Source organism: Pseudomonas sp. GM78, assembly GCF_000282475.1.
Lineage (GTDB): Bacteria > Pseudomonadota > Gammaproteobacteria > Pseudomonadales > Pseudomonadaceae > Aquipseudomonas.
On record NZ_AKJF01000008.1, the window covers coordinates 1 to 15,001 of the forward strand.

The following is a 15,001-nucleotide window of genomic DNA, read 5'->3' on the forward strand; positions in this document are numbered from 1 at the left end:
CCGTGAACAGAGTATCTACAGGGATTGACGTTCTGTAGGAGCTGTCGAGCGGAGCGAGGCTGCGATATTTTAATTACCAGGCAACAAACCCAACGCTTTACGCGCCTGAGAAATGGACGCCGGTGCAATGCCGGCAAACAGGTTTGCAGCGCTTTTTACCAACCCGGTGCACTGGGCAATACCCACCATGGCCTCAAGGTATTTAAGCGCCACCGTCGACGAATCCACTACCGGCACTTCCGTGCCCTGAACCTGCCGATAACCGGCACGGCGCAACAGCGGCCCATAATAAGCGCAGCCCACCAAAATGACGTCTGCACCCTCGGCGATGCATTGATGCGCCACGGCTTCCAGCCTCGGAATAAAGCGCTCAGCCGGCGAATGTGTAGCCTCAAGCAGCAATTGGGCATCCGAAAATGGCTGGATCGAGCGCACCGGCCGGCGGATGCAACGCTCGGTCAGACCATAACCAATGATGTCCCGCTCGATGGCTACGGCGGTTTTCTCCGACACGGTGATTACCGCAAATCGCTGTCCCATGGCGAGCGCCGCCAGCATCGACTGCTCGCCAACCGATGCTACCGGGATACCGAGCATTTCCCTCGTTTCCCACAGTGGATCGTTCCAGCAACCGAGGAACACCCCGTCATAACCGTCGGATTGGGCCTTGATAGCCGCCTCCACCATCAATACCGAGTTCAGATGTTCGGCATACAGCGAACGGGTAAAACCACCGCTGTCATCGAGGAAGCGAAAATCAAGTTTGGCACCTTGCGCCAGCGTGCCGCAGACCGTGTCGTGGATGGTGTTCCACAACGGTTCAAGAGCCGAATTGCGGCCCGTGGGATGAATCCAGCAAAGCTTCATGGAGTGGCGTTCCTGTCGGACAGAAAGACCAGCGAAACAGGTCGCCGGTTGGAAGGGGCACGAAGCTCAGAGCATCGTATATAGAGTGTCGTGGAGCATTGTTGCGCTCTTCACGACTGGGGATGAATAGGACGTTTCCAGTACGTTGTATAGGCGATACCTATACCTGAAGGTATCGGTTTCTACTCGATCACTGCATGTTTTACGTAGGGACAACGCTTGCAAGGGGCAAAAACGAGCCCTGCCAATGGGCTCGTTTTTTTGCAGGCAGTGTTTGAATTACCAACCCAGCTGCTTGTTGAACGACAGCGCATCGTAATAATCATGCTGCGTCGCGATCTTGCCGTCCTTCAACCGAATGAAACTGACGCCCTTGAAAGACAACGGCTTGTTGGTTGCCGGCGTTTCAGGTGCCCAGGCACCGGTATTGTTGCCGTCGAACTGCCATTCAAAGGCAATGTTGTCGCCGTCGATGACCGGCTGGCCAACCATCTGCCACTTCAGATCGGGCACCGCATCGATAAAGAGTTTGATGACCTCGACCCTGGCCGTTTCCCTGCCGACTTTAGGCACCCCTACCGAGGCGTCCAGAAACTCCCCGTTCTCGGCAAAATATTGTGCCGCCGCGTCCGGGTCGTGTTTGTTCCACGCGCTCATGTAAGCGTTGATGACGTCCAGGGTGTTGTGTTTATCCGCTGCAATCGAAAACTGGGCAAACAACACAAAGGCAAGAATGCTGGCGATGCGTAGTGATATCCGCTGCATGGTATTTCCTCTTCGATTATTGCTGTTGTGGGAGAGTCGGAAAACAGTTTTTCCCAGGCATGCAGCGACCTATCGCGGCACCGGCAGCTCAACCAGCGACCACTCGATCGACAGCGGTTTGAGCTTGTGTAACTTCGCGGCAGCAGGGGGACTGGCCATGTTGCCGACGAACCAGTTCGCCGAATTGGCCGCGACGATCCGGCCTTCGCCGTTGATGATGAATGCCTCGTTCTTCATGTGCAGCAGGCAACGGGTGAGCAGTTGATCGAATTCGTGCAGGGCGATATCCGCCGCGGCGACGCCAACAAAATGTCCGCCAGCGAAAATCGGTACGGAGAACGCCAGTATGTAGAGTTCGGTGCCATAGAGATCCACGAACGGCCCTTCGACCGAAGCGTCGCCCGTCAGCTTGGGGCGCGTGAACCAAGGCATGCCCTGGTAGTTGTAGAAGCTTTCGCTTTGCCGGTTGAAGTTCAGCATCATTGGGGCGACTTTTCCGCTCGAGGGGCGGTAGAACCATTCCAGGAACAGCTCTTGATCGGCGAGTTCCCCCGGCTCCAGCACGACACCGGTCCCATGAATATAGTTATCGTTTTCTGACAGGCGTTCTTCGATGGTCGGTTGTAAAAAAGCCAGGTCCTTCGACGTTGGTTTTTTGCCTTCGGCGTCAAGCGCGCTCCAGACCGTCACCACTTCTTCGGCCAGCGTATCGAGTTGCTCGAACACCTTGCAGAGGATGTCCTCAAGGCGCTGGGTGCACTGGCGAAGCTCGTCATTTTTTTCCATTGTGCTCATCGGAATGCCCTCTCTTGTTGCCCAAGCAGGGAAAAGCGCAGATCCATCAGGCGCTTGATGCCTTCTTTGACATGGGCTTCTGTCAGGGCCCTGGCGAGATTGGATTCGCCGGCCATCACGGCCTGCAGGATGGCCCGGTGCCCATCAATGGCAGTACGTTTGTGAACGTCGGTCGTGGAGATCCATTGCAGCTCGCCCATTTCGGCCTGCAGGCGCATTTCCGCGTGGGTCAGGCGCACCGATTGTGCGGCCACGGCAATTTCTATGTGGAATCGAGCGTCCGCCCGACGAAGCTCGCTTCGGGTGGAGGCGTCCTGCAACGCCGTGACGAAGTTTTCCAGCCGTTGGTGCTGGGCGCTGGAAGATCGGCTGGCGGCCAAGCCTGCGGCGGTCGCCGAAATGGCAATTTGTTCGTCGCAGAGGTCGCGCAGTTCCAGCGAGCTCATGGCGCTCAACCTGGCCTTGAGAAACTCATCGGAAACTTCCACGGGGGCGCAGACGAAACTGCCGCCGTTTCTGCCGCGTTTGGTGGCGACAACACCGCGCTGACGAAGAATGGCCAGGGCATCGCGCAGGGTCACGGTGGCCACGCCGAAGCGGGTCGCCAGCTCGCTTTCGCTGGGCAATTGTTCGCCCACGCCAATCAGGCCCAGCTCGATGACCTCGATCAACCGGCGAGCCACTTCCTCGGGCTTGCCTTCCTGACTGACCTGCAGCAGGGAAAGGCGGTTTACTTTATTCAGTTGAGTCATCTACTCGCCACAAAAAATATGAAACCAGGTTTCTTTTAGTCATATCCAGCCTTTCGCGCAACACAAAAGCCAGACTCAGCCAAAACCCAGGCACTTTCATGTCGGTTTTAGATAAAAGCGACCTGCTGTTTGGCAGCAGAACAACCATAAGATATGGTTTCATATGTTTAATAAAAGCCTGGCTCCGGAATCCGCCTGGAGCGGTACTGGCACCGACACAGAGGAATGGCACGTCATGACGAATCCAACACTTGGTACCTGGGAAGCTCGCGCGCAGGCTCTGAAGATAGAAGGACGCGCGTTTATCGGTGGGGACTACACCCATGCCATCGAGGGGCAAACCTTCGATTGTTTGAGCCCGATCGATGGCCGCCTGCTGACCCAGGTCGCCAGCTGCTCGGCTGCTGACGCCGATCGCGCGGTGGAGGTGGCCCGTGCCACCTTCGACTCGGGTGTCTGGTCGCGCCTGGCGCCGGCGGACAGAAAGCAGGTCATGATTCGTTTTGCCGGGCTGCTGGAAGCCAATGCCAACGAACTGGCCCTGCTGGAAACCCTGGACATGGGCAAGCCGATCAGCGATTCGCTGGCGGTCGACGTGCCACAAGCGGCCCAGGCGCTGAGCTGGAGCGGCGAGGCTATCGACAAGATCTACGACGAAGTCGCGGCCACCTCCCATGACCAGCTTGGCCTTGTGACCCGCGAGCCGGTCGGCGTGGTCGCCGCCATCGTGCCGTGGAACTTCCCGTTGATGATGGCCTGCTGGAAACTGGGCCCGGCGCTGTCCACCGGTAACTCGGTCATCCTCAAACCGTCGGAAAAATCCCCGCTGACCGCCATCCGCATTGCCCAGCTGGCGATCGAAGCCGGCATTCCGGCCGGCGTGCTCAACGTGCTGCCAGGCTACGGCCACACCGTCGGCAAGGCCCTGGCCCTGCACATGGACGTCGACACCCTGGTGTTCACCGGTTCGACCAAGATCGCCAAGCAGCTGCTGATCTACTCCGGCGAGTCGAACATGAAGCGCGTCTGGCTCGAAGCCGGCGGCAAGAGTCCGAACATCGTGTTCGCCGATACGGCGGACTTGCAGGCTGCGGCCGAATCGGCAGCCGGCGCCATTGCCTTCAACCAGGGTGAAGTCTGCACCGCCGGCTCGCGCCTGCTGGTGGAGCGTTCGATCAAGGACAAATTCCTGCCGCTGGTGATCGAAGCCCTCAAGGGCTGGAAACCGGGCAACCCGCTGGACCCGGCCACCAACGTCGGTGCCCTGGTCGATACCCAGCAGATGAACACCGTGCTGTCCTACATTGAAGCCGGCCACAACGAGGGTGCAAAACTGCTGGTGGGCGGCAAGCGCACCCTGCAGGAAACCGGTGGCACCTACGTCGAACCGACCATTTTCGACGGCGTCAGCAATGCCATGAAGATCGCCCAGGAAGAGATCTTCGGGCCGGTGCTGTCGGTGATCACCTTCGACACCGTCGAAGAGGCCATCAATATCGCCAACGACACCCCGTACGGCCTGGCCGCTGCCGTGTGGACCGCCGACATCTCCAAGGCACACCTGACTGCCAGGGCGTTGCGTGCCGGTAGCGTCTGGGTCAACCAGTACGACGGAGGCGACATGACCGCGCCTTTCGGTGGCTTCAAGCAATCGGGCAACGGTCGCGACAAGTCGCTGCACGCGTTCGACAAGTACACCGAGTTGAAGGCGACCTGGATCAAGTTGTAAGTCAGCACAGCAAAAAAACAATAACTGCCGACAGGACAATGTCCTCAGGATAACAAGATGAACAGTTCCGAATTTTCCGCAGCTGATAGCGATGCCGCTCAGCTCAGGGCGCTTGGCTATACGTCGAACTTCGAAAGAAGCATGAGCCTCTGGGAAAACTTTGCGTTGGGCTTCACCTACCTTTCCCCGGTCGTGGGCGTTTATACGCTCTTCGGTCTGTGCCTGGCGGCAGGCGGGCCGCCAATGTTCTGGTCGTACTTGCTGGTGGGTCTGGGGCAGATGCTGGTCTGCCTGATCTTCTGCGAAGTGGTTTCGCAATTCCCGATTTCCGGGGGCGTTTATCCGTGGGCACGCCGCCTGGTGGGCAAGCGCTGGGCCTGGATGGTGGGCTGGATCTACTCGGTGTCGTTGTGCGTGACCATTGCGGCCGTGGCGCTGGGCGCCGGTCCTTACATCGCCGCCATGCTTGGCTTCGAGCCGAGCCCGGTGACCAATACCCTTGTCGCCCTGGCGCTGACAGTGATGGCTACCGTGCTGAACCTGAGCGGGACCAAGCTGTTGGCCAAGGTCGCGATGTTCGGTTTCATCTGCGAGCTGCTGGGCGCCATTGTGATCGGTGGCTACCTGCTGATCTTCGAACGTCACCAGCCGCTCTCGGTACTGTTCAATACCTTCGACATCAGCATCGATGGCAGCTACTGGCCGGCATTCCTGACCGCTTCTCTGGCTGGCATGTTCCTCTACTATGGGTTCGAGGCATGCGGTGATGTGGCTGAAGAGACACCGAACCCGAGCAAGCGTATTCCCAAGGCCATGCGCATGACCATCTACATCGGTGGTGGTGCAGCGATCTTCGCTGCGTTGGCATTGATCCTGGCGGTTCCGGATGTTGCCAAGGTGATTTCCGGTGAAGACAAGGACCCGATGTACACCATCATGGTCAACGCCTTCGGGCCGACTGGATGGCAGGTCGTGACGGCGGTGATCACCGTTTCCTTCGTGTCCTGCGTGCTCAGCTTGCAGGCAGCGGCCAGTCGTTTGCTGTATTCCTTTGCCCGGGACGAAATGGTCATGGGCAGCAGCGTGCTCAAGCGCCTTTCGCCCACCACGCGTGTTCCGACTGCAGCGCTGATTACCTGCGGCGTGATCCCGGCGGCGATCGTTTGTGCAGGTTTCTTCCTGGAGAACGCCATCGCGATCATCGTCAGCTTCGCGGCCATCGGCATTTACCTGTCGTTCCAGATGATCGTGGGCGGGGCGCTGTTCGCTCGAATTCGCGGCTGGAAACCGGCAGGTCAGTTCACACTGGGCGGGTGGGGCTGGATCGTGAACATCCTGGCGCTGGTCTACGGCTTGCTGGCGATTGCCAACATGTCCTGGCCGCGTACGCCCGATGCCCCTTGGTACAGCAACTACGGCATCCTGCTCACCGCCGCCGTGGTCATCGGCATCGGCTTGTTCTATATGGCCGTGTTCAAGCCCTATGACAAAGGCACTGCACCCTTTGCCGATGCCTGGAAGTTGCACAAGCGTTAAACCGCGGGTGTGAACCCTCCTCGTACTTGCTGTATGGACGGCAAGTACGAGGGGGCGCCGTGTCGCGACTCTAAACGTACAAGCCCCCCTGCCCCACGAGCTTTCACACCCCCCGGTTCAACGCTTCACCGCCACCCAGGTAAAACACATCGGCAACTGCGCCTCCTGCCCCTGGTAGCGGTCATAGAGTTCCTCGCGGTTGGAATGCGGGTACTCCCTGAAATGGCTGATCTGCAGACCCGCTTCGATGGCGCCGCTGAAAATCGCACCCAGGTTGTGGACAAACCAGTAGGACGGCGTGGCCTGTTCCTCGACCTTGCCTTCATAGACGATCGGCTGGTCCTGGACAAAAGGTTCGCGGCGAAAGTACGAGCTGGCCAGGCTGTAGGGATCGGCGGCCTCGGGGTCGAACATTTCCAGAAACGGGTGGGTTTCGTAGATCACCAGCGCGCCGCCGGGCTTGAGGGTTTGCGCCGCATGGCGAAAGAACTCGCCGATGTCCGGCATCCAGTTCAACACGCCGATGGTCACCAGGGCCACGTCGAAGCGCCCCTGCAATGGCTGTGGCAGGTGGTGAATGTCGGCCTCGATGAACTCAGGCCCATGGGGCGAGCGTGACGCCAGCTCCCGCGCCTGTTCGAGAAACGCCGCGGACTGGTCGACCCCCACGACATGGCGGGCCCCCAGGGCGAACAGCGACAGGCTTTCGCGGCCGTTGTTGCAGCCCAGTTGCACCACGTCCTTGCCGTCGATGCCGATCTGGTTCAGGACCCCGGTCAGGGTTTCATCCAGGCAGGAAAAGTTCGCGTGTTCCACCGCGAGCCAGAGCGCCTGCCATTCAGAGCTGGCCTTATGGTGACGGGCGGAATCATTCCAGGCCTCGCGGTTGCTGGCGATGGCCTGGTGTTTTGTCGGCATTTCCATTGCACGCTCCAGAATCGGGTATGGGTTTGACCGGCCCGAGTCTAGTCCATCGCCGGAAACCACCCCATCGCAGCATTGTTGCGATTGTGTAATCCGCGCACCACCGACGCTCGCCCACGGGAACGCTATAGTTAATCACCTTGGGGAAATGCGCGAAAACCAATGCCGCAGGTGCTGCCATGAACACAACCGTACCCACGCTATTGCTTGCCCTGTGCCTGGCTGCCAGCTGCGCACAGGCGGACGACACTGCGATGCAAACCGAAGAATCGAGCAGTGAATTCAACTACTACGGCGCGGACCAGCCCTTTGCCCATCCGGTTCCGCCGACCCTGAGCACAGTGCCACCGGGAGCGTACATCCCGACCTCGCCCCAGACATTCACCCCGGTTTCGAGCCAGCACGTGTTTTCCGATTCCCGATTGCCAACGGTGGCCGATACCACCGTTCGCGTGTTCATTCGCACCTACGACGCCGAACACGGCGTCTACGTGAACCAGGAGGTCCTCGACCCGACGTGCATGCTCGCTTGCCTCAGCGGTCAGAACCCGGCCTTGTAACAAGGCCGTGCCTGCCCTGCTGCGCCTTTACCATTGGCGTTTGTCCGGGCGCGCCAGGCCGAGTTTCTCGATCCGGTAACGCAGCATGTCGCGGCTCAGGCCCAACAGCCGTGCGGACTTGGTGACGTTCCAGTCGGTCTTGTCGAGCATCTTGCGCACCATGTCGCGCTCCACTTCCGGCAGGTTCATCGACTCGTTGCCGTTATAGGACGCACGGGGTTCCATCGGCGGCAGCTCGTGGGTAAACATCGCCGGCTCGTCCACGAGGCTCAGGCAGACATTCAACTGGTGGGCGGCAATCGTGTCGTTTTGTGCCAGCAACACCGTCTGCTCGAGCATGTTGCGCAGTTCGCGCACGTTGCCCGGCCAGGTGTAGTTGAGCAGCATCTCTTCGGCCTGTTCGCTGAAACGCAGGTGCGGCTTGCCGTAGCGTTTGCCATGGGTTGCCAGGAAGTGCCGGGCCAGCAGCAGGATGTCCTCGCCCCGGGCATACAGGCGCGGCACCTTGATCGAGATGATGCGCAGGCGGAAGAACAGGTCGCGGCGGAACTTGCCCTGCTGGACCATTTGCTCAAGGTTGCAATTGGTGGCGCTGATCACCCGCAGGTCGACCTTGCGCTCCTTCACCGAACCGACCCGGCGGATAGTCCGGTCCTCCAGCAGCTTCAGCAATTTGGCCTGCAGTATCAGGTCCATTTCGCCGATTTCATCGAGAAACAGCGTGCCCCCATCGGCCGCTTCCACCAGCCCCAGGCGACGGTCCTTGGCATCGGTGAAGGCGCCCTTCTCGTGCCCGAACAGCTCCGACTCCACCAGGTTGGAAGGAATCGAGGCGCAGTTGAACTCGATGAACGGACCCTTGCTGCGCGGTCCATCGAAATGCAGCGCCCGCGCCACCAGTTCCTTGCCGGTGCCGGTCTCGCCTTCCACCAGCACCGGCGGCAGGTCGGTATTGGCCATGCGCCGCTCAGCGTCGAGCAACTGCGCGATGGTGCCCTTGAGGTAGACCATCGGTGCCGACTCGCCGATCAAGGCCTGCACCCCGGATTTCTGCGCTTCACGCTCCTGATAGAACGACAGCGTGCGTTCCATGCGGTCGGTGGCCAGAGCCTTGTCCAGCAGCAGCTTGAGCTCTGGTAAAGCCACAGGTTTGGTCACGTAGTGGAACGCCCCCTCTTTCATCGCCACCACGGCGTCTTCGACGTTGCCGTAGCCGGTCATCATGATCACTTTCAGATCCGGCGCGCTGATGCGCAGCTTCTGGATCAGGTCGTGACCACTCATGCCCGGCAACGAATTGTCGGTCAGCACCACATCCGGAACGAAGGTGCTCAACTGCGACAGTGCGTCTTCGGCCGAATGGCAGACGGTCACTTCGAAGTTCTTGCGTTCCAGGTAGGTCTGGATATTCTCGGCGAGCAGCTCATCATCCTCGACCAGCAGTATGCTGTGCTCCATATTCCCCTCCCGTTGCCACTTTGAAATTGAGACACACGCGGGTTCCTTCCTGCTCTTGGCTGGTCAGTTCGACCGAGCCTTCGAAGCGCTCCATTATTCTTTTGACCAGGGCCAGGCCCACGCCCAACCCCCCCTGTTTGGTGGTAAAGAACGGCTTGAAGACCATTTGCTGTTGCTGCGGGGTCATGCCCTTGCCGGTGTCATTGAGGATCATGCGCACCTGGCCGGCTACCGGTGTTTCAATGTCGATACTCAGTACGCCGCCCTTGGGCATGGCCTCCAGGGCATTGGCGAACAGACTATTGAGAATCTGCGTGAGCAACACCTGTTGGCTGACGACCGGTGCAACCTTGCTGGGTGTGAAGCGCACTTCGACGTTCGAACGCTGGATCTGCGGGGCGAAGGCGCCCAGGGTGTCGTCGATGGCGAGCACCAGGTCGACGGTTTCAAAGTCATCGTTGACCGGGCGCAAGGACACCAGCAACTCACGGACCCAGCGCGACATGCGATCGACCTGGCTGATGATGTCGCCGATGTTCTTCTGCGCAGTCTGATTGGCGATTTCCTGGGCCAGTTCGGCGCTGGAACGAATGTTCGCCAGCGGATTGCGCAGGCTGTGGGCAACCGCCGAGGACATTTCCCCCAGGGCGACGAAGGTTTCGTTGGCCACCAGTTGTTTCTGCTGGCTTTGCAACAACAGGGCCGCACGGCGCACGATCCAGAACAACCCCAGGTAGATGACCGCACCGCCGAGCAGGGTGGTCAACCAGATCGCCCTGAACCCGCGCTGGATGCGCTCTACCAGGTCGGTCGGCTCCTTGTAGATCTCGACCATGGCCACCACTTTGCTTTTGTCGGCGTTGAACATTGGAATGTAGTTCTCGACGAACAGGTATTGCGGTTCATGCAGCAGCCGTTGCTCGGGGCGCTCCTCGTCGATCTCATGGTAGCTGGTGGACACCGCTTCCTTCATTTCGAAGGACTCGTCGAGTTCCTCGTCATTTTCGATGCGCATACCGATCAGCTCGGGGTTGGTCGACCAGACCACGGTACGGTCCAGGGCGTACACCGTGGCCAGCAGGATGTCCGGCAGGTGTTCGACATGATCAAGAAACTCGATACGGGACGTGGCACGGGCGCCCGGGTCGACGTCGGGATAGGCCCCGTCGGCGCGTGGGTCAAGCATTTCGCCCATGGTCCGGTTCGGTGAAATCGCGGCGTGGCGAATTTCGGCCGCGCCAATGGCTTGCACGAATTGCGCGGTCAGCATGGAGTCGCGCTCGATGCTCTCCTCGACCACGAAACGCGTGGAAATGTAGCCCAGCCCCAATGCCACGCCGGCAATGATGAAAAAGCTCGCCAGGGAAAACCAGCGCACCAGGTTGAACGGCGGCCGCCAATCCTTGCCCTCTGCTGCCGGCGTATCCAGCGCAGGTACTTTGGGAGATTCCAGTCTCTGCATGGGAGGTCCTGATTGCTTGTAACAAGCCTTTCTCAGCCGCATTCCCGATCAGTGTAGGTGGCATTGACCGTCGCGGGCTGCCCGATAAAACTATTTTGCCACTATTGCACCTGCGCCTTGTCCGGTGCCGCGATCGCGTGGCCGTGTTGCGGTTCTTCAGTGCCGACGGCCAGGGGTCCGGGCAGCGGCTGCTGGCGGTCGGTTTCGGCCTGCAGGAACTCGATAATCGACTGCGCCGAGCGCTCGTCCAGGCGCAGGTTGGGCATCGGGATCTTGTCGAAGCGTTCGTACAACGCGACGGCGATCGGGTCTTTCTCGGCCAGCATGCGGTCGGGTTCGCGGATCCAGCGGTTCAGCCAGGCCGGATCGCGCTGGCGCGTCACGCCGACCAGGTCCGGACCGATGCTGCGCATGCCGATGCCCTGCCCATCCATCGGACCGAGGCTATGGCACGACGCGCAACGGGTGCGGAACAATTCTTCGCCGTTGCTCGGCGGGCGGATTTCCGGGGCATCGGCGTAGCTTTCGCCGATGCTTGGTTGTTTCCAGTTATGCAAGGTATTGGCCAATTGATCGGCCAGGATCCAGGGGTTCTCGAAGGGCGAGGCTTTCATCCAGCGACCGGTTTGCTGGTTGCCGACGATCAGGCTCAGGTTGTGATCCTTGCTGCGGCCGTTGTCGACACCTTCGATGAACAGCCCGAGTTTTTGCCGCAGCTCGGTGACGTCGGCGAACTCCCCGGTGAGGAACTGCCAGCCTGGCCCGACCTGAAAACGTTGCGCGTAGGCCTTGAGCACTTCGGGGGTATCGCTCAAGGGGTCGATGCTGATGGAGTAGAAGAAGATGTCCTTGCCGACCCGGTCGCCGAGCAGTTTCTGCACCTGGCGCAGGCGCGCGGTTTCCAGCGGGCAGGAGTCGCTGCACGAGGTGAAGATGAAGTTGATCACTACCACCTTGCCCTTGATCAGGTCATCGAAAAAAAGCACCTGCCGACCGTCCTGGTCGGTCAGCAGGGTGTTGGGGAAATAGTCGCCGCCCCAGGGGGTGGCGGCTTCGTCTGTGGCGGTCGGCGCGGGAGTCGACGGTGCCGGATTGGCCACCAGCAATTGGCTGGCCAGCAAGCCAGTGACCAATATCAGCACCAGGTGCATGCCCAGGGCTTGCGCACGTGCGGTTGGCAACTTCATGTCGACACCCTCGCGGTTCATTGTTTGACCGTCACTTTTGGACCGAAGCCGTCGCCAGAGCGGAAGGTTGGCAACGCGGCGGAGTTCACGTAGTGCACGCCATCCCAGCTTGGCAACGGGGTCGGCATCAACTGGAATTGCCCGGGTTTCTCGATGTCCCAACGCAGCAGCATGGAGTTGTCCTCGTGCTGGGTGTTGTGACAGTGCTCCATGTAGGTCCCGGCGAACTCACGGAAGTTGATCGCCATCTCGACGCTGTCCAGGCCGTCCTTTTCCGAGCCGATGCGGTACACGTCCTTGCGTGCCCATTTTTCCCATTCCGGTGGGGCCTTGCCGCCGCGGCTGAGGATGATCCCTTCTTCGAAGTGCACATGCACCGGGTGGCTCCAGCCCGTACCGCCGGCCTTGATGTTCCACACTTCCAGGGTGCCGTAACCCGCGACCCCGGCATCGGTCGGCCCGCTGGCCAACTGGGTCGAGGCGTTCAGGCGCCGGGGGTCCATGTGGAAACCGAAGCCGCCATCGGTCTTGACGGTCCAGGGTGCTTCATCGGTGCCGTCGGAGCGGCCGAAGGTGAAGGTGCGATGGCGCGCCTTGGCCAGCAGCGCCTTGTCGGCCGCGTTGTCGCGATGAATTTTCAGCGGGATCATCACCAGGCCTTCAGCTTGCCTGGCTTGGCCGGCTCGTAGGCGGCAGGGTCCATGGCCAGGTCCTGACCGGTGTAGGGTTTGACGTTGAGTTGCAACACCTTGCCCACTGCCGGGTCACCCTTGTCCCACATCGGTCCTTTGCTGGTTTGCTTGATCACTGCCTTGTAATTTTCCGAGAGCGCGTCCGCCAGCGACACCGGCTCCTTCGGACCCTTGCCATCGTCATGCACCAGCAGGTTGACGAAGAACAGTTTGTCCCCGGGCTTGATCCCGTTCTTCGCGAAGTTGACGATGATGTCGAAGCGCTCGGCAATGCCCTGGGTCGGCAGGATGGCGTTGTGGTTCTGTTTGTCGCCGTCAGCGTCGAGGTCCATGGTGCCGTCGAACGGCACGCTGTGCTCCATGATGTTGCCGTCGTTGGCAATCATGTGGAACGGCACGCGGGCATAGGACACACCCGACCCCTTGGGCCCCTGGAACTCGCCACTGGTGCCTTTGATTTCTCGCACCAGCGCCAGTTTGAAGTAGCGCGATACCGAGCCGTTGAGCATACGGAAGCGATAGCTGCGGGCGCGCACATCCAGGGACGGTTTCCACTGCCAGTTGACCAGCACCTGGTCACCGAGGAAGCCGTCGGTGTTGAAGGGGTTGAACCACAGCTGGCCGTTTGCGTCCCAGGCCTTGTCGGCGAACACCAGGTTGACGTCATAGTCGCGGTTGCCCCATGGCAAGGCGCTGCCGCTGGGGAAACGCAGGTTGACGCCGTCGTTCACCGACTCGTTGCCACGGTCCAGGGCACTGTAGTAATTCATCATCGCCGCGTTGCCCTTGTAGACGTTCTGCGCGGTGAAATCGAGCATGTGGTCGTGGAACCAGTGGGTGCTCATGGTTTCGCGCCAGTCGCCGCGGATCTTGATCGTGCCGTTCTCGCAGGTCTTGCGAGCCGGGCTCATGTCATTGGTCCACAGGGTTTCGCCCGGCGAGCAAGGGAACGCCGCGCGCGGATCATGGGCGTCGGTATTGATGCTGTCGTAGCCGGCCAGCTGGATCGGCCAGCGATAGTCGTAGTACTGCCCCGGAAAGAAAAACGCGTTGGCATAACCGTCGCTTTCCGCTGGCGCGTGACCGTTGTGTTCGTGGGTGCTGATGGTGTGCAGGCCAAAGCCCATGTTGGCCGACGGATCGATCGGCAAGCCGTTGTAGTGTCGCATCAGCAGCGGTTGGCCGTAGCGCACCATCAGCAGTTTGGGCGGCAGCGTGCCGTCGAACGTCCAGACCGAGTTGTGGTTCTGCACCGGCATGGCCGGGTGAAAACGTGGATCGACGCCCTTGGCCGTACCGTCCGTAGCCGGTACACCGGCGACGTTGTGATACAGGCCACCAGGGCCAAACTCGCCCATGGCATAGCCATGCATTTGGCGGGCGTCACGCAAGCCACCGTTGATCCGCGCCCCGGTCTGCACGGTTTTGTAGGCGTTTTGCGGATAGAACTCGTTCCAGCGCTGATGGGACCAGCCCTTTCCTGGCGGACGGCCTTCGGCCGCTGAGCCGATATGACGGTTGAGGAAGTACTCGATCTGCGCCTGCCACGGGTTACGATCCACCTCGTTGGCGTACTGGCTGGGGAACGGCGTCAGCCCCGGTTGGCGCAGGAAGGTATCGAGCGCAGGTCCCGGTGGCGCGCTGCGGGCCGCACTGTTGGGGTCTTGCGCCGGTAGCGGGCCAATGGCCGCCGCGGGAAACGGCAAGGGTGCCGCCGGTGTGGTGGGGTCGAGTTTTTCCGGGCCGAACTCTTCGAACAGCAGCAATTGCTGGGTGAACGGCTGGGCGCCGAACAGCGGGCTCGGCTTGCCATTGGTGGGGTAGTTGAAACTGGTTTGCGCGGCAGGCGGCAGGACATTTTCCAACCGTTCGGTATCGCGTGAACCCTTGACCCCGTCAGGCAAGTCGAAGGAGTCCTCGTTGGCCTCGGGCATGGTCAGGATGGCGTTCAACGCCCCTGCCCGGTCTTCAGGTTCATCGTAATAAGCGGAGGGATCAGTCGGTTCCGGCTGTCGCTCATCGTCTATGGGGCTGGCGCGCAAGGTCCCTGTGCTGAGTGAAATCGTCAAGGCGACGCTCAATGGCGTCAACAGACCAAACCATTTGAAGGGATGCCGCGCTTTTGTGTCCATCACCAACCGCCTCGAATATGTGAAGGGGGTGATGGGGGTTGTGCAAGGACTCGGCCAAATTTGTAACTGCTTTATACAAAGGTATTAACACCCAGCAAAACAATGGCTTATCAACATCAATGTGCCATGACCGGGAATGGCG

The 15,001-nt window shown here is 60.3% G+C and carries 11 protein-coding genes and 1 pseudogene; 3 read left to right on the forward strand and 9 right to left on the reverse strand.

The window, feature by feature from the left end:
• Window positions 1-69 precede the first annotated feature (69 nt).
• The 4 genes from PMI35_RS31170 to PMI35_RS31155 form a co-directional block, all read right to left on the reverse strand.
• Window positions 70-867 (reverse strand): aspartate/glutamate racemase family protein, encoded by a 798-nt coding sequence (locus PMI35_RS31170; RefSeq protein WP_008054569.1) that lies wholly within the window; start codon window positions 865-867, stop codon window positions 70-72.
• Window positions 868-1,146: 279 nt separating this feature from the next.
• Window positions 1,147-1,632, reverse strand: a complete 486-nt coding sequence (locus tag PMI35_RS31165; RefSeq protein WP_008054570.1) for an ester cyclase — start codon at window positions 1,630-1,632, stop codon at window positions 1,147-1,149.
• Between the two features lie 69 nt (window positions 1,633-1,701).
• Window positions 1,702-2,427: a cache domain-containing protein gene (locus PMI35_RS31160; protein ID WP_008054571.1), complete on the reverse strand. Its 726-nt coding sequence runs from the start codon at window positions 2,425-2,427 to the stop codon at window positions 1,702-1,704.
• Entirely contained in the window at window positions 2,424-3,179 is a 756-nt protein-coding gene (locus tag PMI35_RS31155; RefSeq protein WP_008054572.1) for a FadR/GntR family transcriptional regulator, read from the reverse strand. The genes PMI35_RS31160 and PMI35_RS31155 overlap by 4 nt, the downstream gene beginning before the upstream one ends.
• A 235-nt stretch (window positions 3,180-3,414) precedes the next feature.
• Between PMI35_RS31155 and PMI35_RS31150 the strand changes: the two genes are divergently transcribed.
• Together PMI35_RS31150 and PMI35_RS31145 are read left to right on the forward strand one after the other, a co-directional pair.
• Window positions 3,415-4,908: an aldehyde dehydrogenase gene (locus tag PMI35_RS31150; protein WP_008054573.1), complete on the forward strand. Its 1,494-nt coding sequence runs from the start codon at window positions 3,415-3,417 to the stop codon at window positions 4,906-4,908.
• A 57-nt stretch (window positions 4,909-4,965) separates the two neighbouring features.
• Window positions 4,966-6,444: an APC family permease gene (locus PMI35_RS31145; RefSeq protein WP_008054574.1), complete on the forward strand. Its 1,479-nt coding sequence runs from the start codon at window positions 4,966-4,968 to the stop codon at window positions 6,442-6,444.
• A gap of 117 nt (window positions 6,445-6,561) precedes the next feature.
• Here PMI35_RS31145 and PMI35_RS31140 read toward each other — a convergent pair whose 3' ends face one another.
• Window positions 6,562-7,368 carry a class I SAM-dependent methyltransferase gene (locus tag PMI35_RS31140; protein ID WP_008054576.1) on the reverse strand — a complete coding sequence of 269 codons (807 nt, stop codon included), beginning with the start codon at window positions 7,366-7,368 and terminating at the stop codon, window positions 6,562-6,564.
• Window positions 7,369-7,547: 179 nt separating this feature from the next.
• Here PMI35_RS31140 and PMI35_RS31135 point away from each other — a divergent pair, with 179 nt between their 5' ends.
• Window positions 7,548-7,928: a hypothetical protein gene (locus tag PMI35_RS31135; RefSeq protein ID WP_008054577.1), complete on the forward strand. Its 381-nt coding sequence runs from the start codon at window positions 7,548-7,550 to the stop codon at window positions 7,926-7,928.
• 27 nt (window positions 7,929-7,955) lie between these two features.
• Here the strand turns inward: PMI35_RS31135 and PMI35_RS31130 are convergent, their stop codons facing one another.
• From PMI35_RS31130 to PMI35_RS0132090, 4 genes and pseudogenes are all read right to left on the reverse strand, one after another.
• Entirely contained in the window at window positions 7,956-9,386 is a 1,431-nt protein-coding gene (locus PMI35_RS31130) for a sigma-54-dependent transcriptional regulator (protein ID WP_008054578.1), read from the reverse strand.
• Window positions 9,355-10,848: a sensor histidine kinase gene (locus PMI35_RS31125; RefSeq protein ID WP_008054580.1), complete on the reverse strand. Its 1,494-nt coding sequence runs from the start codon at window positions 10,846-10,848 to the stop codon at window positions 9,355-9,357. Before PMI35_RS31125 ends, PMI35_RS31130 begins: the two co-directional genes overlap by 32 nt.
• 101 nt (window positions 10,849-10,949) lie before the next feature.
• Window positions 10,950-12,035, reverse strand: a complete 1,086-nt coding sequence (locus PMI35_RS31120) for an SCO family protein (protein WP_008054582.1) — start codon at window positions 12,033-12,035, stop codon at window positions 10,950-10,952.
• Window positions 12,036-12,052: 17 nt separating this feature from the next.
• A pseudogene (locus PMI35_RS0132090) lies at window positions 12,053-14,859 on the reverse strand (multicopper oxidase domain-containing protein).
• Between the last annotated feature and the right edge of the window lie 142 nt (window positions 14,860-15,001).

What these genes read in the sequence shown, in the direction of transcription:
- PMI35_RS31120 (WP_008054582.1), bottom strand. Translation starts at nt 12,035, where the DNA reads ATGAAGTTGCCAACCGCACGTGCGCAAGCCCTGGGCATGCACCTGGTG.
- PMI35_RS31150 (WP_008054573.1), top strand. Translation starts at nt 3,415, where the DNA reads ATGACGAATCCAACACTTGGTACCTGGGAAGCTCGCGCGCAGGCTCTG.
- PMI35_RS31155 (WP_008054572.1), bottom strand. Translation starts at nt 3,179, where the DNA reads ATGACTCAACTGAATAAAGTAAACCGCCTTTCCCTGCTGCAGGTCAGT.
- PMI35_RS31130 (WP_008054578.1), bottom strand. Translation starts at nt 9,386, where the DNA reads ATGGAGCACAGCATACTGCTGGTCGAGGATGATGAGCTGCTCGCCGAG.
- PMI35_RS31165 (WP_008054570.1), bottom strand. Translation starts at nt 1,632, where the DNA reads ATGCAGCGGATATCACTACGCATCGCCAGCATTCTTGCCTTTGTGTTG.
- PMI35_RS31145 (WP_008054574.1), top strand. Translation starts at nt 4,966, where the DNA reads ATGAACAGTTCCGAATTTTCCGCAGCTGATAGCGATGCCGCTCAGCTC.
- PMI35_RS31140 (WP_008054576.1), bottom strand. Translation starts at nt 7,368, where the DNA reads ATGGAAATGCCGACAAAACACCAGGCCATCGCCAGCAACCGCGAGGCC.
- PMI35_RS31170 (WP_008054569.1), bottom strand. Translation starts at nt 867, where the DNA reads ATGAAGCTTTGCTGGATTCATCCCACGGGCCGCAATTCGGCTCTTGAA.
- PMI35_RS31160 (WP_008054571.1), bottom strand. Translation starts at nt 2,427, where the DNA reads ATGAGCACAATGGAAAAAAATGACGAGCTTCGCCAGTGCACCCAGCGC.
- PMI35_RS31125 (WP_008054580.1), bottom strand. Translation starts at nt 10,848, where the DNA reads ATGCAGAGACTGGAATCTCCCAAAGTACCTGCGCTGGATACGCCGGCA.
- PMI35_RS31135 (WP_008054577.1), top strand. Translation starts at nt 7,548, where the DNA reads ATGAACACAACCGTACCCACGCTATTGCTTGCCCTGTGCCTGGCTGCC.